The sequence below is a fragment of the Paenibacillus sp. Lou8.1 genome (genome assembly GCF_024213565.1).
GTDB classification, from domain to species: domain Bacteria; phylum Bacillota; class Bacilli; order Paenibacillales; family Paenibacillaceae; genus Paenibacillus; species Paenibacillus polymyxa_B.
The window spans coordinates 100,165-125,194 of sequence record NZ_JANAVN010000019.1 but is presented as its reverse complement, the minus strand read 5'-3'; the positions used below and the strand labels follow the sequence as shown (position 1 = coordinate 125,194).

The following is a 25,030-nucleotide window of genomic DNA, read 5'->3' as shown; positions in this document are numbered from 1 at the left end:
ATGAGCGTGGGGCAAGACCTTTCACAGCGCATCAAACATGTGAAAGAAGGACTACGCCGCATTCCGCAAAAGGGCATTGGCTACGGTATGTTGAGATACCTGTCCGCAGCACGTGAGCAAGAGCGTTTTGTAACCGAGCCTGAAATCAGCTTTAACTATCTGGGACAATTTGACCAAGATATGCAAAATAAATCCGTTGGTGTATCTCCTTACGCTAGCGGAGCAGAGCTTAGCGCCCATGCAGCCAGATCGCACACGCTGGATATGAACGGACTGATTTCGGAAGGCGAGCTGCAATTGACGATCAGCTACAGCAAGCAGGAATATCGTCGTGAAACGATGGAGCAGTTAGCCGAACAGTTCAGAACCAGCTTGCAGGAAATCATTGCGCATTGCGCAGGCCGCAAACAGCAAGAGCTGACGCCAAGCGATGTCATGCTGAAACATGTAACCATGGCCGAGCTGGATCAGTTGGTAGAACGGACTCGTGACATGGGGGAACTGGAAAATGTCTATGCGCTGACGCCGATGCAAAAAGGCATGTTGTTCCATAGTCTGATGGATGCAGAGTCAGGTGCTTATTTTGAACAAACGACCTTTGATTTGCATGGACGCTTCCAAGCGGATATTTTCCAAGATAGCTTGAATCATTTGGCGCAGCGGCATGAGATATTTAGAGCTAATTTCATCAGCGGTTGGCAGGATGAGCCTGTGCAGGTTATTTTCCGCCGCAAGGATGTTGGTTTCAGATGCGAAGATTTGCGTCATCTGAATGAGCGGGAGCGTGACGCGTATGTGAAGGAATTTATTCGCAAGGACAAGGCAGCCGGATTCGATTTGTCCCGGGATGCGTTGATGCGCGTGGCGATTTTACGAACAGGTGACGAGGATTATTATTTTGTGTGGAGCTCTCATCACATCTTGATGGATGGCTGGTGTGTGGCGTTAGTCACGGATGAGGTGTTTGAGGCTTATTTTGCAGCCGTGGAGCATAGACAGCCGAAGCTTGCCCCCGTGACTCCATACAGTCAGTATATTGAGTGGCTTGAAGCACAGGATGTAGAAGCGGCAGCTTCCTACTGGAAGGATTATTTGCTCGGCTATGATCAGCAAACTTCGATTCCGACCGGAAAAGTAGGCGTGAAGGCGGACGATGCACAATTTGAGCATATCCTGTGCGATCTGGGCAAGGATTTGACCGGACGTATGGAAATGGTGGCCAAGCAGCACCACGTGACCCCGAATACATTGCTGCAAACAGCCTGGGGATTGCTGCTCCAAAAGTACAATGGTAGTGACGACGCTGTTTTTGGCGGTGTAGTGTCTGGTCGTCCAGCGGATATTTCGGGGATCGAAAATATGGTGGGCTTGTTCATTAACACCATTCCAATACGTATCCGCAGTGGGGCTGAGGACACCTTTGCTGACATGATCAGAACGAATCAGCAGCAGGCGCTGACTTCCCAAGATTATGAAACGTATCCGCTATATGAAATTCAAGCCTTGAGCGAGCAAAAGCAAGATCTGATCAACCACATTATCGTGTTTGAAAACTATCCGGTGGAGGAGCAGGTCGAGCAACTTGGCGAAGGTGCAGAGTCGGATTTTGAAATTCGCAATGCCGGCATGATTGAACAAACCAACTATGATTTCAATCTGGTCGTTATGCCGCAGGAAGCGATGAAAATCCGATTTGAATACAATGCGAAGTTATATGATCGGGAAGCCGTTGAACGGACTCAGGGCCATCTGATACAGCTGTTGGAGCAGGCGGTGGCGAAGCCGGACATTCGAGTGCATGAGCTGGATATGGTAAGTGAGCAGGAGCGTGAGCAAATTCTCCGCGTATGGGGAGATACAGCTGCCGAGTATCCGAGCGGGCAAACGATCCATGGCTTGTTCGAAACACAAACGGCGCAGACACCGGAACAGCCAGCGTTGTTCTTCGAAGGAGAGCAGTTGACCTATCGCGAGCTGAATGAACGTGCGAATCGTCTGGCGCGCACCTTGCGCAGTCAAGGCGTGACGAAGGATCGCCTGGTGGGTCTGATGACCGAACGTTCGGTAGACTTGATCGTGGGGATCTTAGGCATTTTGAAAGCCGGGGGTGCATATGTCCCCATCGATCCGACCTATCCAGAGGAGCGTATCCGCTACATGCTGGACGACTCGGGTGCGAAGCTATTGTTAACGCAAAGCCATCTGGTGGATAAAGTGGCTTTCGACGGTAACGTGCTGGTGCTGAATGGGGCACAGGGCGTGTATCACGAGGATGCTTCCAATCTGGAGTCGTTGTCTGGTCCAAACGATCTGGCGTATGTCATTTATACGTCGGGTACGACGGGGCAGCCGAAGGGTGTTATGTTGGAGCATCGCGGTCTATGCAATCTGAAAACGTATTTTGATCAGACGCTCAAGATCCGCACGTCGGATCATACGTTGCTGTTCGCCAGCTATTCGTTTGATGCGGCTTGCTGGGAAATCTTCCAGGCGCTGTTCTGCGGAGCCACGTTGTATGTGCCAACGTCAGAGACGATTTTGGACTATGAGAGATTCGAACATTATATGACAGAACATCAGATTACGGTGGCGACGTTGCCACCGACCTATGCGGTGTATCTGGAGCCGGGACGGATGCCAAACCTGCGTATTCTGTTCACTGCGGGTTCAGCATCCTCAACAGAATTGGTATACAAGTGGAAGGATCAGGTGGCGTACTACAACGGCTACGGTCCAACCGAAAACTCGGTGGCGACGTCCATCTGGCCGGTATCCGAGGATGAAAGGGCAGGACAACTCATTTCCATCGGACGCCCTATGCCGAATCATCGGGTGTACATGGTGGATGTGCATGGACATTTGGCTCCGGTAGGCGTAGCGGGTGAACTGTGCGTGTCCGGTCCGGGTCTGGCCCGTGGTTATCTGGATCGCCCAGAGCTGACGGCTGAGAAATTTATACCAAATCCGTTTGCGGCTGGTGAAGCCGGCTACGAACGAATGTACCGTACGGGTGACTTGGCGAGATGGATGCCAGACGGCAACATCGAATATTTGGGCCGGATCGACCATCAGGTGAAAATCCGGGGCTATCGGATCGAGCTGGGCGAGGTCGAGGCACAAATTTTGAAGGTGGAGGACGTACAGGAGGTCATCGTACTGGCCCAGGCCGACGAGCAGGGGCAAAACCAGCTGGTGGCGTACTATGTTGCTGGACGGGAAGTAAGCGCTGGTGAGCTGCGCAGCTTACTGGGCGAGGAGCTTCCAAACTACATGGTGCCTTCGTATTTGGTACAGCTGAAGCAGATGCCGTTGACACCGAATGGTAAAATCGACCGCAAGGCACTGCCAACACCGGAAGTCAACCTGCAAAGCGGAGCCGATTATGTCGCACCGCGGACGTGGGTGGAAGTGAAGCTGGCGCAAATTTGGCAGGATGTGCTGGGTCTGGCGCAGGTCGGTGTGAAGGAAAACTTCTTCGAGATTGGCGGACACTCGCTGCGGGCGACGACGCTGGCCTCGAAAATTCACAAGGAGCTGAACAAGCCGCTTCCACTGCGCAGTATTTTTGAAGCGCCAACGATTGAACAACTGGCAACGGTCATGGAAGGTCTGGATCAAGTGGCGTATGCGTCCATTCCGGTGACGGAAAAACGCAACTTCTACCCGCTTTCCTCGGCGCAAAAACGACTGTATGTGCTGCATCAGTTCGACCCGAATGATGTGAACTACAACATGCCGTCGGTGCTGCAAGTGAGCGGACCGCTGGATGTGAAACGGGTAGAAGACGCGTTCCGTCAATTAATCGCCCGTCATGCGACCTTGCGTACCCGCTTTGAGCTGGTGGACAGTGAGCCGGTGCAATGGATTGAGGACACCGTGCCGTTCGAGGTGGAGTATACGAAGGTCCAGATAGAGGGTGCAACTGCGGACACGATGGTCAGTCAGGAAGCACAAGAACGTGTGCAACAGTTTGTACGTCCGTTCGATCTGCAATCCGCTCCGCTGCTGCGGGTAGGCTTGGTAGATTTGGGTGTACAAGGAACCGAGCAGGAACTACAGCATTTGCTCATGCTCGATATGCACCATATCGTCTCGGATGGTGTGTCCATGGGGGTACTGACCGATGAATTTGTCCGCTTGTACGACGGTGAAGAGCTTTCGCCATTGCGTATACAGTACAAGGATTATGCGGTATGGCAGCAAAGCGAAGCCCATCAAGAGTGGATGCAACGTCAGGAAGCGTACTGGCTCGACACCTTCCGGGGTGAACTGCCTGTGCTGGATCTACCGACAGACTTTGCCCGTCCGTCGGTACGAAGTACGGCAGGCGATACGGTGGTGTTCGGGCTGGAGCGCGAAGCTAGCGAACGCCTGAAGGAACTGGCGGCGCACACAGGCTCGACGCTGTATATGGTGCTGCTGGCAGCGTACACCGCGCTCTTACACCAATACAGCGGGCAAGAAGATATTGTAGTCGGCACACCGATTGCAGGACGACAGCATGCAGATTTGGAACCGATCCTCGGGATGTTCGTCGGTACGTTGGCATTGCGGAACTATCCGACAGCGGAACGTACCTTCCGCAGCTACGTGGAAGAAGTGAAAGTTTGTGCTCTGCAAGCCTATGAACATCAGGACTACCCATTTGAGGAACTGGTGGAAAAGCTAAATGTGAAGCGGGATATGAGCCGCCATCCGCTGTTCGATACGATGTTTACCCTGCAAACCACCGAGGAAGGCGAACTGCAACTGGCAGATCTGAGCTTCCGTCCATACGGCTTGGAACAAACGCCAGCGAAGTTTGATTTGACGCTGGAAGCTAGAGAGGAAGAGGCAGGTATCCAGTTCGGATTACAGTATGCAACTGCGTTGTACGAGCGCGAAACAGTAGAACGGATGACGCGTCACTTTGTTCGCTTGGCCGAAGCCGTGGCGGCGAACCCGGATGCGAAGCTGGGTGAGCTGGAACTGATTACGGCAGAAGAAACCGAGCAGATTCTGAAGGTGTTCAATGATCCGAATGCGCACAGCCTGCTTGGAGCATTGCAAGGCCGTTCGCTCAGCGAACGCTTTGAAGAGCAAGCGAAGTGCAACCCTGAGCGGATAGCAGTTGTGTCTGGGGCCACCGCGCTGACCTACACTGAGCTGAATGAGCGTGCGAACCAATTGGCTCGTGTGTTACGAGCGGAAGGGGTCGAAACAGATCAACCGGTTGGCGTATTGTTGGAACGTTCTGCGGATATTCTGGTGAGCATTCTGGGGGTACTTAAGGCCGGAGGCGCGTATGTGCCGATAGATACGATGTATCCACAGGAGCGCATCGACTACATGCTCCAAGACAGTGGGGCCAAGGTCGTGATTACAAGCAGAGTTGCCAACCTGTCGCTCAGCTGGCCATCCACAGTTCGAGCTGTAGTCTTGGATGACGAGGACGTTCAAGCTCAACTGGGAGCACAGGATGCGAGTAATCTAATTCCTGTCGCCCGCCCGCATAACCTGGCCTATATGATTTACACGTCAGGTACCACCGGCCAGCCGAAAGGGGTCATGATCGAGCAGGGCAGTGTTAGCAATCTGGTAGATGCTTTATTGGAGCGAGTATACAGCCGTTATGAACAGCCGCTTCATGTCGCATGGCTGTCGGCATTTGTATTTGACGCTTCAGTGAAGCAAATCTTTGCCAGCTTGCTGTTAGGTCACACCCTGCACGTGGTGTCCCGTGACGTCAGTCTGAGCGGAGAGCATTTGATCGCCTACTACCGTACGCACCGGATTGATCTGTCGGACGGCACACCTGCGCATCTGCATATTTTGAACGAAAGTGTCAATGTGACGGAAGCGCCGGAAGTGAAGCATTACCTGATCGGTGGCGAAGCATTATCCGTGCAGCTGGTAAATGTGTTCCTGCACAAGTGGTCCGGGTATCGTCCGGTCATTACGAACGTGTACGGTCCGACCGAAACCACAGTAGATGCGACTGCTTATACGATTGAAGATGTAGAGTCCCTGAACGTACTGATGGAAAAAGGGGAGCACACGGTATCCATCGGAACGCCGATAGCGAACCAGTCTGTGTACATCTTGAACAGCCAGCAACAGCTGGTGCCGATCGGGATCGCTGGTGAGCTTTATATCGGAGGTGCAGGTGTCGGACGAGGATACCTGAACTTGCCGGAGCTGACGGCAGAGAAGTTCGTCCTGAATCCGTTCGCTGATGCGGCAGCAGCCGATCAAGCGGACAGCACTCACGCAAACCGGATGTACCGGACAGGCGACCTGGCCCGGTGGTTGCCAGACGGCAGCATTGAGTATTTGGGCCGGATCGACCATCAGGTGAAAATCCGGGGTTACCGGATCGAGCTGGGCGAAGTGGAAGCGCAGCTGCTGACCGTGGATGGCATTCAGAAAGCCGTGGTCACAGCATGGGAAAACGAAGACGGACACAAGGACCTGTGTGCCTACATCATAGCTTCAGAGTCCCTGAGTTTGCCGGAGCTGCGCAATGCGCTGCAGCCGAAGCTGCCGGATTACATGATCCCGACGTATGTGGTACAACTGGATCATTTCCCGCTGACACCGAACGGGAAAATCGACCGCAAGGCGTTGCCGGCACCGGAAGCACGTCTCGAAGGAGGCCTGGAGTACGTTGCACCGCGGACGCCGCTGGAAGCCAAGCTAGCCCAAATTTGGCAGGATGTCTTGAAGCTGTCCAGCGTAGGAGTCACCGACTCATTCTTTGACGTGGGTGGGCACTCCCTGCGGGCAACGACGCTGGTGGCCAAAATCCATCAGGAACTGGACAGTCGGATTACGCTGCGTGAGGTGTTCCAACACTTTACGATTGAGCAGCAAGCCCAGCTCATCGCAACGCACGGGACAGACACCTATACGGTGATTCCTGCGGCGGCGCAACAGGCGTACTACCCGGTTTCCTCGGCTCAAAAACGACTGTACATTTTGAGTCATCTGGAAGGTGGGGATCTCAGCTACAATATGCCGGGTGTATTAACCGTGGAGGGACCGCTTCAAGCCGATCGGCTGGAAGATGCGTTCCGTCAGTTAATAGCCCGCCATGAAACGCTGCGGACTTCCTTTGAAATGGTGGAAGGCGAGGTCGTTCAGCGGGTTTACGATCAAGTGGAGTTTGCAGTAGAGCACTTGCAGGTCAGGGAGTCCGAAGCCGGAGCCTATATCGAGTCCTTTGTACGCAGCTTTGATCTTCGCCAGGCACCACTGCTGCGTGTCCGTCTTATTCAAACTGGACCAGAGCGCCATCTCCTGATGTACGACATGCACCATATTATTTCAGACGGTGTATCGTCTAACAATATCGTGCAGGAGCTGGTACAACTGTACGAGGGACAGGAATTGGAGCCGTTGCAAATTCAGTACAAAGACTACGCCGTGTGGCAGCAGCAGGAGATGCAGCGTGAATCATACCAACGCCGGGAACACTTCTGGCTGGAGCATTTAGCCGGAGAATTACCGGTACTGGATTTGCCAATTGCTTATCCTAGACCTGCTGTTCGCAGCTTCGAGGGTGCGATGTATGAATTTACAGTGGACGCGAATGTATCCGAGCAACTGCACCGAATTGCGGCACAGACCGGAAGCACGCTGTACATGGTGCTGTTGAGCGCCTACACCGTTCTGCTGTCCAAATACAGCGGTCAGGACGATTTGATCATCGGTACGCCAGTAGCAGGACGCTTGTTGCCTGAGCTGGAGCCACTGATCGGAATGTTCGTCAATACGCTAGCCATCCGGCATCAGCCGAGGGGCAACCAAACGTTCCACAACTACTTGCTAGAAGCCAGAGATCGTACGCTGCAAGCCTTCGAGCATCAGGATTATCCACTGGAAGAGTTGGTGGAAAAGCTGGATGTAGCACGGGATGCAAGCCGTAACCCATTATTTGACACTATGTTTATACTGCAAAATACGGAGTCACCGGAAGTGGAGCTAGAAACGCTGTCCTTCAGTCCATATGTTCAGGAGCACAGCATCTCCAAATTCGATTTGACCTTGTCCATGAGTGATGAAGACGGGGAAATCAAGGGTTCCTTTGAATATTGCACGAAGCTGTTTGGAGCCGACGCTATTGAGAGATTAACCAGAGATTTGATAGCGATCCTGTCCCAGGTTGGGATCAATCCAGATTTGCTATTAAGCGATATTCAGGTGAACTCGGACGAGCAACCGGAAGGCTTCTCGCCGGATTCCATCGACTTTGTTTTCTAAATCCGTTTTCTAAATGCAATGAATTCACTTTGCGTGTGCAAAGGGCGGCGGCTTGTCCGACTGCCCTTGCCTGCAAAGTATTCTTTTTCTGACACAACGCTCATGTACGTAACAACGCACCATCCAACCGGGGGGAACAGGCCCCGAGAAGCAGGAGGGATGTCATTGAAAGCCTTATTTGAGAAGGAAAAAAATTACTGGAGTCATAAATTGGAATCTGAGGATCATATCATCTGCCTACCATACACCAACCATGTGTCCAGAAATACAACTGTAACGAGTTTAAATTCCCATACGTACACGCTCACATTTCCAACTGAAATTTCCCAAAGAATATCATCTATAACAGGTGGCGCTCCATGGGCCGTGTTTATGGTCCTGCTTGCTGGAGTAGAGAGCTTATTGCATAAATACACATGTGAGGAACGTGTGCTACTGGGCATTCCGGTAGCCAAGTCTAGCAACGGTGCTACAAAGCCGATCAACCATCTGCTTTTATTGAAAAATACGCTGGATTCCAGCACAACCTTCAAAGCCTTGCTGTCTCAAATCAAAACCTCTGTCGGCGAAGCTATTGAACATCAAAACATTCCTTTTTGGAACTATTCTGAGTTACTTGACATTCAACGTAATGAGGATGGAAAGCCTCTTATTCACACCACAGTATCCTTGCAAAACATTCATATTTCTGATTTTTTGAATCACGTACAATCTGAACTAGATTTCCAGTTTCAATGGGAAAATGAAGCGGTCTCCCTGAACGTAAAGTATAATAGCGACCGTTATAGCGAGACGACGATTGAGCACTTTGTTGAGCAGCTTCTGCGGCTGTACACTATTGTTTTGCAGCAGCCAGAGTTGGCGATTTCCACAACACAAGTGCTGTCAGAGCAAGAAGTAGAGCAGCTGGTCCATACCTTCAACGATACAAATGTGGATTATCCACGTCATGCGTCTATTCATGAATTGTTCGAGAAACAGGCGAAGCAGGCACCACAGCAGGTGGCGGTAGTGTGTGGGCAAGATAGCCTAACCTATGCAGAATTGAATGAAAAGGCCAACCGACTGGCTCATTCTTTACGTAAGCAGGGAATCCGCACCGAGCAGACGGTCGGCATTGTAGCTGAACGCTCGATTGAGATGATTGTCGGTATGCTCGGAATTCTCAAAGCAGGTGGAGCATATGTACCCATTGATTCTGATTACCCGGATGAGCGTGTACGCTATTTGCTGAAGGATTCCGGTGCGGACATACTGCTCGTGCAGCGAATGGAACATCGGCCCACTGATTTTAAGGGAAGGGTGCTTGACCTTAGCGATGCTACAATTTATGGAACGGATGATGCTGATCGTTATGATCCCATTTTGCCGAATGATCACGGAACGAATACTGATCCGGGATACGTGGACTGCCTAGATCCGTTCTACTCCATTTCCGCCAGTCCCGAACTTGCTTCTACGACAACCATACAACCAGAAAACATGCAACCCAAAGCTACGCAATCAGAACAAGCAAAACCAATACAGCACGCTTATGCAACTGAAGAACAACCGAAAGCGAGCGCAGCTGGTCGCTTGGCCTATATTATGTACACCTCAGGGACTACTGGCCAGCCCAAAGGGGTTATGGTGGAGCACCGTAATGTCGTGCGTTTGGTGACAAACACAAATTATGCACGCTTGAATGCCGACACGCGCATTTTGCAGACCGGGTCTGTTGTCTTTGACGCGTCCACCTTCGAAATTTGGGGTGCGTTATTGAACGGTGGACAGCTGGTGCTGGTGAGTCAGGATGTTATTTTGGACGCGCCCAAGCTCAAGGAAGTTGTTCGCAATCACGGCATTACCACGATGTGGCTGACCGCACCACTCTTTAATCAGCTATCCCAGCAGGACTTGGAACTATTTGAGGGGATGCGGGAGCTATTGGTTGGTGGTGATGTGCTGTCCGTACCGCATATTAACCGGGTATTGGAGGCCCATCCGAATCTACATATCATTAACGGCTACGGTCCGACGGAAAATACCACCTTTTCCACCACACATGCCATTACCGGCGTTCAATCGGCATCTGTGCCCATTGGTAGCCCGATCCATAACTCGACGGCATATGTCGTGGACGGTTCGATGCAGCTCCAGCCTGTTGGAGCGTGGGGAGAACTGATCGTCGGCGGTGACGGGGTGGCTCGCGGATACCGCAACCGCCCAGAACTGACGACCGAAAAGTTCATTGACAGTCCGTTCCGTGGGGGCGAACGCTGCTATCGAACAGGGGACCTGGTGCGTTGGAATGCGGACGGGACGCTGGAATATAAGGGACGAATCGACGCGCAGGTGAAAATTCGAGGCTACCGGATTGAGCTGGGCGAGGTGGAAGCACAGCTGTTGAAGCTGGAGGCAGTCCGAGAAGCTGTTGTAATTGCACATGAAGATGAGCAGGGGCAAAAGCTGCTCTGCGCATATGTGGTCACCCATGCGGAAGTAGCGACAAGTGAGCTGCGTAGTGCTTTGAGCCAGGAGCTACCGGGCTACATGGTACCGTCGTATTTTGTGCAGCTGGAGCAATTGCCACTGACGCCCAATGGCAAGGTGGATCGCCGAGCGTTGCCACAACCAGAGGGAGGTGTAAGCTCAGGCGCAGAATATGTACCTCCTCAAAATCAATTACAAGCACAACTGGCTAGCATCTGGAAAGATGTGCTGGAGCTTGAGCGCATTGGGATTAAGGATAACTTTTTTGAGGCAGGAGGACATTCCCTGCGGGCGACACATGTCATATCACTCATCTATAAGGAATTGCATAAAAATGTGCAGCTAAAGGATCTGTTCCAGCATCCGACAATTGAACAGCTGGCGCAGGTTATTGAAGCACTGGAGCAAACCACCTATGAATCCATCCCAGTTACGGAGAATAAGCCATTTTATGCGGTTTCTTCAGCTCAAAAACGGATGTATATCCTCAATCAGCTTGATGGAGCGGGAATTAGCTATAACATACCTGGTGCCCTGACTCTGACCGGTTCACTTGATCACAAGGCACTGGATAACGCGTTCCGTCAGCTTATTGACCGCCATGAAACATTGCGCACAAGTTTTGAGACCATGAACGGTGAACCTGTCCAGCGAGTACATGACGAGGTTCCTTTTTGCATGGAATTGACCTATGCTCACGGAGCTGCCCCAAAGGAAACGGATGAGCTGGTACGTAACTTTGTCCAACCATTCGATCTGGGGCAGGCCCCGTTATTCCGAGTTGGTTTGATTGAAACAGACCCAGAGCATCATATTTTGCTCATGGACATGCATCATATCATTTCGGACGGCACCTCTATAAATGTACTAATTCAGGACTTTATTCATTTATATGCAGGCGACACGCTGCCATCGCTACGCATTCAGTATAAAGACTACGCCGCTTGGCAACAGAAGCAGCAGCAAAGTGAACGCTACCGGGAACAGGAAAACTACTGGCTCAATACCTTCGCAGGAGAGCTACCTGTGCTTGATCTACCGACTGATTATCCACGCCCAGCGGTGAGAAGCTTTGAAGGAGATGTGCTGGAATTTACGCTTGACCAACGACAAAGCGAAGGCTTAAAAAGCATTGCGGTGCAGACGGAATCGACATTATATATGGTGCTGTTGGCTGCCTATTCGGCTTTGCTTAGCCACTATAGCGGGCAAGAGGATATTATTGTCGGTTCGCCAATTGCAGGGCGGCCCCATGCGGATCTTGGCAGTCTGATCGGGATGTTCGTGAATACACTGGCAATCCGTAATTATCCAGAAGGCGGGAAAACGTTCCGTGATTATGTGTTGGAGGTCAAGGAAAACGCGTTAAAGGCTTTTGAACATCAGGATTATCCGTTTGAAGAGCTGGTGGAGAAGCTGGACGTAGATCGAGATTTAAGCCGTAATCCGTTATTTGATACCATGTTTGCACTACAAAACATAGAGCAAAAAGAGCAGCAGCTGGCGGGGTTGCAATTGGCATCTTATCCAAGTGAACAAACGACGGCCAAATTTGATTTGAGTCTGTTCGCAGTGGAGGATGGAGAACAAATTTCCTGTGCTCTTCAATACGGAACTCGGCTGTACAAACGGGAAACCATTGAACGACTGACTGAACATTTGCAGCAGCTTATCAATGCGGTTATAAATCAGCCGGATATCGCTCTTTCGGCTATAGAAATGGTTTCGGCCCAAGAAAAAGAGCTGCTTGTGCAGAGATTCAATGATACGGTAGCAGACTATCCGTATCCACGAGATCAAGCACTGCATGTGCTGTTCGAGGAACAGGTAGCGCAATCACCAGATCGGCTGGCCATCACCTTTGCGGACATGCAGCTTACCTACCGCGAGCTGAATGAACGTGCCGACCGTCTGGCACGCATACTCGCTTCCCATGGGATACAGCGCGGGTCCGAGCCAGAGACACAGCGAGTAGGGATTATGGCTGAACGCTCCATTGAAATGGTCGTCGGTATGCTGGCGATTTTGAAGGTCGGAGGGGCTTACGTTCCCATTGATCCTGATTATCCTGAAGAGCGTATCCGTTATTTACTGGAGGATTCCAGTGCGGGGCTGTTACTGTTACAGCGACGTGAGCAGATGCCTTTTGAACCTGGCATTCCGGTCATCGATTTGAGTGACGAACAGCGATGCAATAGCAAATCTGAATGTGACGCTCAGACGGATGGAACAATTGCGATTACAACAGGGGGATCTTCCTCCGATCTTGCGTATGTGATCTACACCTCTGGTACGACAGGCAAGCCGAAGGGCGTGATGATTGAGCACCGTAATGTCGTGCGCCTAGTGAAAAACAAAAGCTATGCCATGCTTGATGAAAATACACGTATGCTGCAATTGGGCGCAGTTGTGTTCGATGCCTCCACATTTGAAATCTGGGGAACGCTGCTGAACGGGGGACAACTGTATGTGGTAAGCCATGACACTATTCTGGATGCCTCCAAGCTCAAACAGGCAATTGACAAGTATCGTGTTAACACGATGTTCATGACTACGGCTTTATTCAATCAGTATTCGCAGCAAGAAATCGGAGTGTTTGCGTCCTTGAAGGAGTTGCTCGTGGGTGGTGATGTGTTGTCTGTACCACACGTCAATCGTGTGTTGAAGGAGTACCCGCAGCTTCGCCTGGCCAATATTTATGGTCCGACGGAGAACACCACCTTTTCCACCATCTATGACATTACAGAACCGCAAACCCAGGCTATTCCCATTGGACGTCCAATTGATCACTCGACCGCTTATGTGGTCAATCGTTCGTTGAAGCTGCAACCTATCGGGGCCTGGGGGGAGCTGATCGTCGGTGGCGACGGTGTTGGGCGAGGATATCTGAATCGGCCCGAGCTTACGGCGGAAAAATTTATTGAAAGTCCATTCCGGTCTGGAGAATATTGCTATCGTACAGGAGACTTAGTGCGTTGGCGTGCTGATGGTGTACTGGAGTACAAGGGAAGAATGGATGAACAGGTCAAAATTCGCGGCTACCGCATCGAACTGGGTGAAATTGAAACCCGATTGTCTACAATTCCAGGTGTGAAGGAATCGGTTGTTACCGTGCGGCAGGATGATCACGGACAAAAACAGCTGTGTGCCTATTTTGCAACAGACAGTGAATTGAGCGCCAGCGACTTACGTAACATTTTGTCGCAGGATCTGCCTGGCTATATGGTGCCGTCCTACTTTGTGCAGCTCTCCAGACTGCCTTTGACGCTGAATGGCAAAGTAGACCGCAGGGCACTGCCCGCACCTGAGCACAATCTCGATACAGGTATGGATTATGTGGCACCCGAGACGGATGTCCAACAGGCACTGGCTACGGCTTGGGGAGCCATTCTTGGTATCCCGAAAGTCGGAATACAGGATAACTTTTTCCATTTGGGTGGTGACTCCATCAAGGCCATCCAAGTATCGTCCCGCTTGTTTCAGGTCGGATACAAGCTGGAAATGAAGGACTTGTTCAAATACCCGACAATTGCGGGACTAAGCACATATATTCAGCCTGTTAACCGAATAGCCGAGCAGGGCGAGGTTACAGGAAATGTAGTGCTTACACCGATTCAGCGCTGGTTTTTTGAACAGGCAACGGAAGAACCATACTATTTTAACCAATCTGTCATGCTCTATCGTCAGGAAGGCTATGACGAACAGGCACTACGGCGGGCGCTCCATCAGATTACTTCGCACCATGATGCATTGCGTATGGTTTTTAGTTTGTCGGAGAACGGATGTACAGCATGGAACCGCAGTGTAGGGGAAGGTGAACCGTACCATCTGGAATGCTTTGACTATAATGACAGCGATGTAAACAAGCAAGATTTGGCGAAGATAATTGAAGCGAAATGCAATGAAATTCAATCTGGTATTTCCCTAAGCGAAGGTCCGCTGATGAGACTGGGGCTGTTCCGTTGCCCGGATGGAGATCATCTGCTGGTCGTGATTCATCATTTGGCGGTGGACGGGGTATCCTGGCGCATTTTATTCGAGGATTTGGCGACTGCTTATGATCAAGCCTCCAAGGGTGAACAGGTGATTCAGCTTCCTCATAAAACAGATTCGTTCCAAACATGGGCCGAGCAGCTGCACGCTTATGCCAACAGTCCAGCTATGGAACATGAGCGAGCGTATTGGGGGAAACTTGCACAAGCGGAACTGGCTTCTTTGCCGCAGGATTATGGGCATAACGAGCACGAAAAGCCATCGATTGGCGATAGTGAGTCGGTTACTGCTTTGTGGACACATGCAGAGACAGAGCAGCTGCTCAAGCAGGCCAATCGTGCCTACCGTACAGAAATTAATGACCTGTTGTTGACGGCGGTAGGAATGGCATTGCAAGCATGGAGTGGAAATGATCGTTTCCTGATAAATCTAGAGGGACATGGACGTGAAGCCATTTTACCAGAGGTGGACATTACTCGAACGATAGGGTGGTTTACAAGCCAATATCCTGTTTTGCTCGATATGCCGGAAGAACTGGCACTTTCGCAACGGATTAAGCGTGTGAAGGAAGGACTGCGCGGCATTCCGCAAAAAGGGATTGGCTACGGTGTACTGAAATATTTATCCAACCGTCAGACACAGGCACCGGAGGCATCTCCAGCCATATTTACGACAGATCCCGAAATCAGCTTTAACTATTTGGGACAGTTCGATCAGGATATGAAAGGGAACGACTTGCAATCATCCTCATATGAGGGTGGGATGCCGCTGAGCCCGACCATGGCTCGAACTTATACGCTGGATTTTGGCGGCATTATTTCGGGAGGCCAACTGGGTCTGACGATTAGCTATAGTCGTACCAGCTATAGACCGGAGACCATCGAGCGATTGGCCAAATTCCTGGAATCGAGCCTGCGTGAAATTTTGGCGCATTGCATCCATAAAGAACACCCGGAGCTTACCCCAAGTGATATTTCTTACAAAGGAATGAGTGTGGAGGGCTTGGACAGCCTCTTATCTGAAATGGGTGCTGCGGGCGAGATCGACAATGTATATGCACTGACCCCCATGCAGAAAGGGATGCTGTTTCACAGCCAGCTAGATAGTCAAGCAGCTGCGAATGACGCATATTTTGAGCAGGTTTCTTATGATATGCGAGGTCAGATGGACATTCGGGCTTTTGCAGAAAGCCTGAATATTCTGGTTCGGCGACATGAGGCGCTGCGTACACATTTTTATTTTGGCAGAGATACGGAACCGTTGCAGGTGGTGTATCGAAATCGGGATTGCGGCTTTCAATATGAAGATTTACACCATCTTGATAAGGATGAAATAGATACTAGGGTGAAAAATTTCAAGCTACAAGATAAAGCACGGGGCTTTGATCTGCGTCGGGATGTCCTGCTGCGTGTAGCGATTTTACGTACCGGAGAAGACAGCTATCATTTTGTATGGAGCTTCCATCATATCGTCATGGACGGCTGGTGCCTGTCCCTTATAAATAAAGAAGTGTTTGAAAGCTATGCAGCACTTCAGGAGGGCAGAGTACCAGAGCTGGCACCGGCAGTACCGTACAGCCGCTTTATTGAATGGCTGGAAGCACAGGATGCCAAGGCGGCAACTGACTACTGGAGCAGCTATTTATCCGGATATGAGCAGCAAACAGCATTACCAGCTGTAAAATCCGGTCGCAAGAGTGGAGGCAACACGGCTAGTGATTGGGTGACGGTTTTGGAACGTGAGTTGACCCTCCGGGTGGAGGAGACGGCTAAGCGATATCAGGTGACCATGAATACGTTATTACAAACCGTCTGGGGGATTGTGCTGCAAAAATATAACAACCACAGTGATGTCGTATTTGGTAGTGTCGTCTCAGGCCGTCCATCGGATATTATCGGGGTAGAGGATATTATCGGCTTGTTCATTAATACCATTCCAGTTCGCATTCTTAGTGAGGCAGGGGAATCCTTTGCAGAAGTTATGAAGAAAACACAGGAGCAGGCGCTGGCTTCTCATGCGTATGATACGTATCCACTGTTTGAGATTCAGGCATTGACCGACCAGAAACAGGATTTAATTAACCATATTATGGTGTTTGAAAATTATCCGGTAGATGAGCAGGTCGAAGAACTGGGAAGTGACGGGCAGGATACATTCCCGATTTCCAACGTGGTGGCTGCAGAGCAGACTAACTATGATCTGAGCTTAGTCGTTATGCCGGGAGAATGCATCAAGATTCGTTTTATGTATAATGCGTTAAGTTATGATCAAACAGGCATTAAGCGTCTGCATGGGCATTTTGTGAATCTGTTGGAGCAAGTTTTGCTTAACCCGAATGTTTGCGTAGAAGAGCTGGAACTGGTTACAGCGGCGGAAAAACAACAAATTACAGGAGAGTTTAATGACACTGCCTCTGCATATCCAAGCAATCACACGATCCAAAAACTGTTTGAGGAGCAGGCAGAGCGCACGCCGGATCATATTGCTGTAACTTTGGGTCATCAATCATTGACCTATCGGGAACTCAATGAGACAGCCAACCGTTTAGCGCATACGCTGCGTGATGCAGGGGTGAAATCCGATGAACCTGTTGGCATTTTGACGGAGCGCTCACTGGACATGATTACGGGAACACTCGCTATTTTGAAGGCTGGAGGCGCGTATGTGCCGGTAGACCCTCAATATCCGGAGGACCGTATCCGTTATATGCTGGAGGACTCGGGAGCTAAGCTGCTGCTGGCTCAGCAGGATTTACTGGATCGTTGCTATTTCGACGGACAGATTGTCAATCTGAATGAGGATACGTCCTACAGTGCAGATGCTTCCAATCTGGGTATAGATGGAGCGGGTAATCATGCTGCTTATGTCATTTATACCTCAGGTTCAACAGGTAAGCCTAAGGGTGTCGTAGTTGAGCATCAAAGTGTCGTGCGCCTTGTCCGCAATACGGATTATGTGCCATTTGATGAATCGACCCGAATGCTGCAGACTTGCGCGTTTGTATTTGATGTATCTACGTTTGAGATTTGGGGTGCGCTACTGAATGGTGGTCAGCTTGTTCTTGTGCATAAGGATGATCTATTGGACGCGGCCAAGCTTAAAGAGACGATACGGGATCATCACGTCACCATGATGTGGCTGACCACACCGTTATTTAATCAGCTTTCACAGCAGGATAGTAAACTTTTCGGCGATGTGAAGTATTTGCTGGTTGGTGGTGATGTTTTGTCTGCACCCCATATTAACCGGGTCCTGCGCGATAATCCGGACATGAACATCATTAACGGCTATGGGCCAACGGAAAACACAACCTTTTCGACCACGTATCACATTACGGAAGAACAGCTGGATTCTGTGCCGATCGGACGGCCCATCTGCAATTCGACGGCGTATGTTGTAGATTCGTCATTTAACCTGCAACCGGTCGGAGCTTGGGGTGAGCTGGTCGTCGGCGGAGACGGAGTTGCACGTGGTTATCTAAATCGTCCTGAGCTGACGGCTGAGAGATTTCTTGCTAACCCGTGGAGGGACGGAGATCGCCTGTACTGTACGGGAGACCTTGTTCGCTGGCGTGAAGACGGCATACTGGAATACGCTGGACGGATTGATCAACAGGTTAAAATTCGCGGTTACCGGATTGAGCTGGGTGAGGTGGAGGCGCGGCTGGCAAGTGTACCGTCCGTGCGGGATAGCGTGGTTATTGCTTTGCGGGATGGAGCAGGTCAGCAGCAATTATGTGCTTACTTTACTGCTGATGAACAGCTGACCATCCGTGAGATTCGAGCTGCGATGTCGGCCAGTCTGCCGAGCTATATGATTCCATCCGCATTTGTACAGCTGGATCGGTTTCCGCTGACGACAAACGGCAAAATCGACCGCAAAGCTTTACCTGTGCCGGACAAAGGGCTGCACACGGGTATAGAATATGTCGCACCGCGAACCGATGTGGAGCAGTTGCTGGCATCCATTTGGCAGGAAGTGCTTGAAATTCCACAAGTGGGTATCCATGATGACTTTTTCACGTTGGGTGGACATTCCTTGAAAGTACTAGAGCTTATACGCAAAGTTCACCTTGCCACAGACATTGAGCTTCCCATCCGTAGTGTAATGGACTTCCCGACTATAGAAGAGCAGGCGCTCACATTATTGAAAGCCGATCTGGAATACAAGGCCGATAGTCCAATCATTCGGTTGAATGAACACGGTCCGATCTCCATCTTCTGCTTTCCTCCTATGCTTGGATACGGGCTGTCGTTCGCGGAGCTGGCGAAACAACTGGATCAGGACGCAGTCGTGTATGGATTGGAGTTCGTGGATGATGCTGCGGATGAGCAGGCCATGCTGGCACGTTACGTTGATTTGATCGTCAGCACGCAAGCGCAAGGTCCGTATGTGCTGCTTGGTTATTCCATAGGTGGTAATCTGGCGCATAAGGTTGCTGACATACTGGAACGTCAAGGCCATGCTGTATCCGATATTTTTATGCTCGATTCGGTCAAAAGGGCGGAAGCCCTGCCCTTCACAGCTGAAGAAACAGAGCATGAAATTCATGACATGCTGGAACAGGTTCCCGACTCCTACCGTGAGCTGTTGAATGAAACGTACCAACGTAAAACGATTGCTTACGCGGTGTATGGCAACCAGCTTGTGAATACAGAGAGCGTTCAGGCGAATATTCACGGCTTTGTCGCCGTTGGATCGGAAACGGTGAGGGGTACAGGAGATAATCGACTTTTATGGAAAGACGCTACACAAGGTAGCTATGAAGAGCATAGCTTGATTGGTAATCATTATGAACTACTGGAACCCGGATTTATCGAGGAAAATGTAAAAATTATCCGTGCCACAATTCAAAAGATAACTCGGAACACGGACAAAGACATGACACAAGACTTGGCACATCATAAATCTTGAAAATCTACGGTCGATGATGTAACGAACGGAATCACTATTTTTTAATCTGTAACACATGAATCCTGATCGAACAGGTAAGAAGCCTTCTGCTTACGAGATTCGATCAGGATTCACTTTATCAAAAGGCACTCCGTCGATGGGAAGTGCGATGATTCCATAGCGCCATGCTGATGGCTTCCAAACGGAGTATAAATATCTGCTCGCTATGCAATCACCGCACGGTTCAAATCATTAAATCAACTTCATACGTAAGGATGGTACTTCATATGAAGAATAAAGGCATTTGCTACCTATCCGCATTTTTAGCAGCATTGTTTCTCTGGAACCTGCTCATTGCTTCGGCATGGGCAACAGATAGTATAACACCTGATTCATTGGAAAAAACAGTGGACGATATCATGGGTACAGAATTGGAAAAATTGCATATTCCGGGGGCTGCGGTTGTCGTGACCCAAGAAAACCAAATCCTTTTTAGTAAAGGCTATGGATATGCAGATCTGGAGCGGAAAGTGGCATTCGATCCAGCGAAGACCATTGTTCGTGTCGGCTCTCTAACCAAATCATTTAGTGCAAGCGCCACGATGCAGCTGGTTGAGCAAAACAAGCTTGATTTGAATGAAGACGTGAACAGCTATCTCCACAGCTATAAAACTACGCAATACCAAAATCAGCCTTTCAATTTGCATCAGCTTTTGACACATACCTCAGGATTGGATGAAGCGCTGTACGACATTAACAGCTCGACTCGGGCAGGCGTTTTGCCCACAGAGCAGTATCTCAGCACGTATTTTCAAAATCAGCCTCCCATCCGCAAACCCGGGATTCAGTATGATTACAGTAATGTCTCCTACGGTCTGATCGGTAATATCGTGGAGCAAGTAAGCGGTCAGAGACTGAACGATTACCTCCGTACACATCTGTTCCAGCCGATGAATATGCCCAGCGCGACGCTGGAATTGCCGTTAAATCATCCGGCACTGGCCCAATCGTATCAGTGGAAGGATGGAGCGTATTTGAAACAGCCTTTGTCATATATCAATCTGCCGGGAGCAGGAGCGTTGAACGTCACACCCAACGAGTTTTCCCATTACCTGATCACTCATTTAAACCAGGGCAAGTATGAGGGCAAAGTGGTGCTCCAGCCACATACGGTAAAAGTGATGCATGCGCAGCAATTTGCAGTCGATGCACGCCTGGATGGCGTAGGCTACGGATTTTTCCGTGGTCATTTGGAGACGGGAGTACCTATGCTGTGGGCTACCGGGGAAATTGATGATTTTATTTCGGAAATGGTACTGATTCCGTCGCAAAAGATCGGTATTTTTGTGATCATTAATTCAGCTGACACGGACACCCTGCTTCATGGAAAAGTTATCCATGCGATAGCCCAAATGCTGCCCTCAGAGCCGAAGGCCGTTTCGCAGTCACTAGCTCGTTCTTCCACCCAAGTGAAGCTTTCGCCAGAGATTGAGGGCGTATATCAGGTGGATTCTAATCCTGTTCATGGGTGGGGAAAATGGATTCGGATACTGGGAAACATTACATACACCGTGCGAATTCAAGATGATCATACGTTAATTGTTAAAGGGAAATACCCAAATGAGAATGAAGCAACAGACAAAGTTTTTCAAGCAGCAGGCGATGGATTGTTTGTGGAAAAGGGGGGCCAGCTTAAAATTTTGCTGTATCAGGAAAACGGTACGTGGATGATGGTTGCCCCGGATAGTAAGACCATGAAGCAGACGACACTTTGGCACCGTACCTGGACTCTGCTTGTCAGCTACGCTGCCGCCTCCTTATTTTTCATCACGACCTTGCTGATTTGGATCGTAAGATATGTGATCAGAGATATCCGTAAAACGAATAATCACATTTCGTCCAACCTTGCATTCATTGCGTCACTAAATACGATTTTTCTCGGGGTGCAGGTCATCTATGGTAACAATCAGATCGTGTATGGCTATTCCGCGTGGTATATCTGGGGAATTTGCACGCTGCCACTCATTTCAGCACTCATTGCCGTGTGGGTATTAATCGTGAATGGCGCAAAGCTGATTACAGGGGAAAGAAGAACCCGGGCTGCCGGGAAAATCCTATTTGCGGTACTCACATTGCTGCATACGGTGTATCTTTTTTATTGGAATTTCCTTCCTATTCATTATTCCTAAAGATTTACAAAACAATGCATATTCGAACATAAATGAATGCTAAAATTTGTATCTGATGCCCCCCCAGAGGGGCTTTAAACCAACAAACAGGAGGGAAAGAATGGGAATCTTTCGTCGTTTTACATCCCGTAGCTTCAAATACGCAACTGCTATGGTTTTCACTTTATCGTTGTACGCTGGTGTTGCGGGCAGCATGCAACCGGCACGGGCAGAAGGTCCGGCGGACCCAGCCCCCTTCATTGCAGCGAAAGTGGTCAATGAGAACGCTGGTAAAAAAGTGCTGTTTGATAATACACATGGACAGACAGCTGGCGCAGCAGATTGGGTGATTGATGGTGGATTTTCAGACTTCGGCCAAGCCCTCGCGAGTAATGGCTATGATGTACACGAGCTTCGCCAATCTACGCCTATTACTTACAATGATCTAAAGAATTATGATGTATTTGTTACGGCAGAGCCGAATATTCCTTTTAAACAGAGCGAACAGGCTGCAATGGAGCAGTATGTAAAAGCAGGCAATAGTATTTTTTTCATTGGAGATCATTATAACGCGGACCGCAACAAGAATCGCTGGGACGGATCGGAGAGCATTAATGGCTATCGTCGTGGTGCATGGGAAGACCCTGCGAAGGGAATGAGTGCGGAAGAAAAAAGCTCGGCAGCAATGCAGGGCGTAGTCAGCTCAGATTGGCTGGGCAGCCAGTTTGGTGTGCGCTTTCGCTACAATGCATTAGGCGATATCACGGCCAATCAGATTGTTGAGCCAGCGCAGGCGTTCAACATTACAGCTGGAGTGAGCAATGTCGCAATGCATGCAGGATCAACACTCGCAATTATCGACCCAGCGAAAGCCAAGGGAATCGTATATCTTCCTAAAACCAATCAGGCTTGGGGCAACGCGGTAGATCAGGGCGTTTATAACGGAGGCGGCATTCCGGAAGGACCTTATGCAGCCGTATCGAAAGTAGGGCTAGGCAAAGCTGCTTTCATTGGGGACTCGTCTCCTGTCGAAGATGCAACGCCAAAATATTTGCGCGAAGAGACAGGAACCAAGAAGACAACGTATGACGGCTTTAAGGAGCAGGATGACGCTGTGTTACTGGTCAATATCGTAGACTGGTTGTCCAAGAAGGAGGAGTATACCAGCCTGACGGAAGTGAAAAGCTTACAGCTGGACCAGCCGACGGCATTACTGCCTTTTGAAGAGCCACAGACTTCCACGGAACCACAAGCCGAGCCTTGGTCCGCTCCCGCAGTCGGCTACAAATGGTGGGATCAGCGAACATTCAAAGCAGGGTCTTATGGCGGATCTACAGCCAGTGCCCAGCCTGTGTACAGCATCGTTCGTCAGGAGCAGCTGCCCAATGCAGAGCCTTTTCAAATTCGAGTTACTGCCGACCAACTGGCTCCTAACAGTACGATTAGCGGATTCAGCACAGGTATTTATGTAGCGGGCGGCAATCAAGTAGCCCAAATTCAAAATCCGGATGGAAGCTGGCCAACCTCTTACGGCTATAGCGGAACATTTAGCCTGGAGTCCAACGGCAAAGGCCATGCCTATAAAGACTTGACGGTGCGGATCAAGCCGGGAACCAGTGGTTCAGCTAATCTTAGACTGAGGCAAAACGGCAGCAATCTGCTGACCCAATCCGTTGTGCTGGCTGATGTCCCGGCCCAGCCGTTGCCTGAGGAAGGCAATACGGTTCCAGCTCGTATCAGTGTCGCAGAAGCACGGAATCTCCCGGCTGGCAAAGTCGTGACCTTAGAGGGTGTTGTGACAACAGAACCAGGTGCATTCGGTGGTCAAGCCTTTTACATGCAGGATGAAAGTGGTGGTATTTATGTATATCAGAACCAAAGCGGCTTTCACCAAGGGGATCGAGTAAAGCTTACAGCAAGCTTGGCACTGTATAATAGTGAGCTAGAGTTAACCGATCCAGTGGCAATTGAAAAAACGGGAGAAGGACAACTTCCGGAAGCTGTACAAGTCACCGAACTCAGTGATGCGAACCAAGGACAGTTGGTTGAGCTTCCTATGGCAATGATTCGTAATGTGATAGACGCCACTCCCGTAGGTTCGTTTGAATTTGATGCAGTATCTGGTGAAGTAAGTCACCATGTGCGCGTCGATGCACGTACAGGCTTAACTCGGACATCTTTTCCATATCAAGAAGGACAGCAAGTGAAGCTGAAGGGAATTTCGGCGATTTTCAAAGGGAATTATCAGTTAAAACCGCGTGGACTGGATGATTTTTCAGCTCAGGCAGGCGCAGCTTTGCAGGAAGTAGAGCTTTCAATGGATCAAACGACCCTCAACATTGGGGATACGGCAGCGACACATCTCGAGGGTACGCTGGCAGATGGCAACGAAGCTGATTTAAGCCGCGCTTCTGTTCAGTATATCAGCAGTCATGAATCCGTTTCGCTGGATACGTATGGAGAACTTAAGGCTCTAAAAGAGGGGAGCGCGGAGATTACAGCCAGCGTCACCTTGGACGGTAAAACGGTCGTATCCAATCCTATAACCGTTAGAGTCGAAAAGACTGCTGTAGGTGAAGTGCCGGATAAACCTGTGCTGTCGCATGATAACGGGCAGGACACCGGGCTGAAGGATGGCAACTACAACATCACCATGAATCTGTGGTGGGGTACGAATGGTGATGAACTCAAGTTGTATGAAAACGACAAGCTGATTGGCACCCAATCGTTGCAAGCCGCTTCCCCTGGAGCACAGCATGCAGTCATTCCTGTTACAGGCAAGACCAATGGTACCTACATGTATACTGCAGAACTGATTAACGCTTCTGGTAAAACGACCAGCGATCCGTTAACTGTCGAAGTGACCGATGCTTCCCCTGGCATTCCAGTGCTGTCTCATGACAATTGGGACGGTGACGGCACCTACACCCTTACAATGAACATGTGGTGGGGCACGAATGCGACCAAATACAACTTATATGAAAATGGAGAACTGATCGATGCCCAGGATCTGCCAAGCCAAAGCCCGCAGGCCCAAAGTGCAGTCACCAACATCCAAAATCAAAAGCCGGGTACATATGAGTATCGGGCCGAGTTAGTCAATGCTTCAGGAGAAGTTTCTAGTCAAACGATACGTGTAGAAGTAAAGGGGCATTAAGTAGAAATGATGGGCCGTTAAAAAGTAAGAGCATCTATTGACCTCGTGAGAGTCTATAGATGCTTTTTTATTTTTTTACGGAGCGGGAATTATCATTCTAGGATTG

General features: G+C 50.0%; 4 protein-coding genes. All 4 read left to right on the top strand.

The window, feature by feature from the left end; genetic code table 11:
• Nucleotides 1–8,241, top strand: an 8,241-nt coding sequence (locus NLX78_RS23620) for an amino acid adenylation domain-containing protein (RefSeq protein ID WP_302057485.1), incomplete at its 5' end; no start/stop codon positions are given.
• Between the two features lie 165 nt (nucleotides 8,242–8,406).
• Nucleotides 8,407–19,620 carry a non-ribosomal peptide synthetase gene (locus tag NLX78_RS23615; protein ID WP_254351693.1) on the top strand — a complete coding sequence of 3,738 codons (11,214 nt, stop codon included), beginning with the start codon at nucleotides 8,407–8,409 and terminating at the stop codon, nucleotides 19,618–19,620.
• Nucleotides 19,621–19,886: 266 nt separating this feature from the next.
• A complete protein-coding gene (locus tag NLX78_RS23610; RefSeq protein WP_254351692.1) occupies nucleotides 19,887–21,788 on the top strand; it encodes a serine hydrolase domain-containing protein in 1,902 nt (633 codons plus the stop codon).
• A gap of 100 nt (nucleotides 21,789–21,888) precedes the next feature.
• Nucleotides 21,889–24,924, top strand: a complete 3,036-nt coding sequence (locus NLX78_RS23605) for an endonuclease (protein ID WP_254351691.1) — start codon at nucleotides 21,889–21,891, stop codon at nucleotides 24,922–24,924.
• The last annotated feature ends 106 nt before the right edge of the window (nucleotides 24,925–25,030 follow it).

Excerpts from the sequence above, each read along its gene's own strand:
- NLX78_RS23610 (WP_254351692.1), top strand. The coding sequence starts at position 19,887 with ATGAAGAATAAAGGCATTTGCTACCTATCCGCATTTTTAGCAGCATTG.
- NLX78_RS23605 (WP_254351691.1), top strand. The coding sequence starts at position 21,889 with ATGGGAATCTTTCGTCGTTTTACATCCCGTAGCTTCAAATACGCAACT.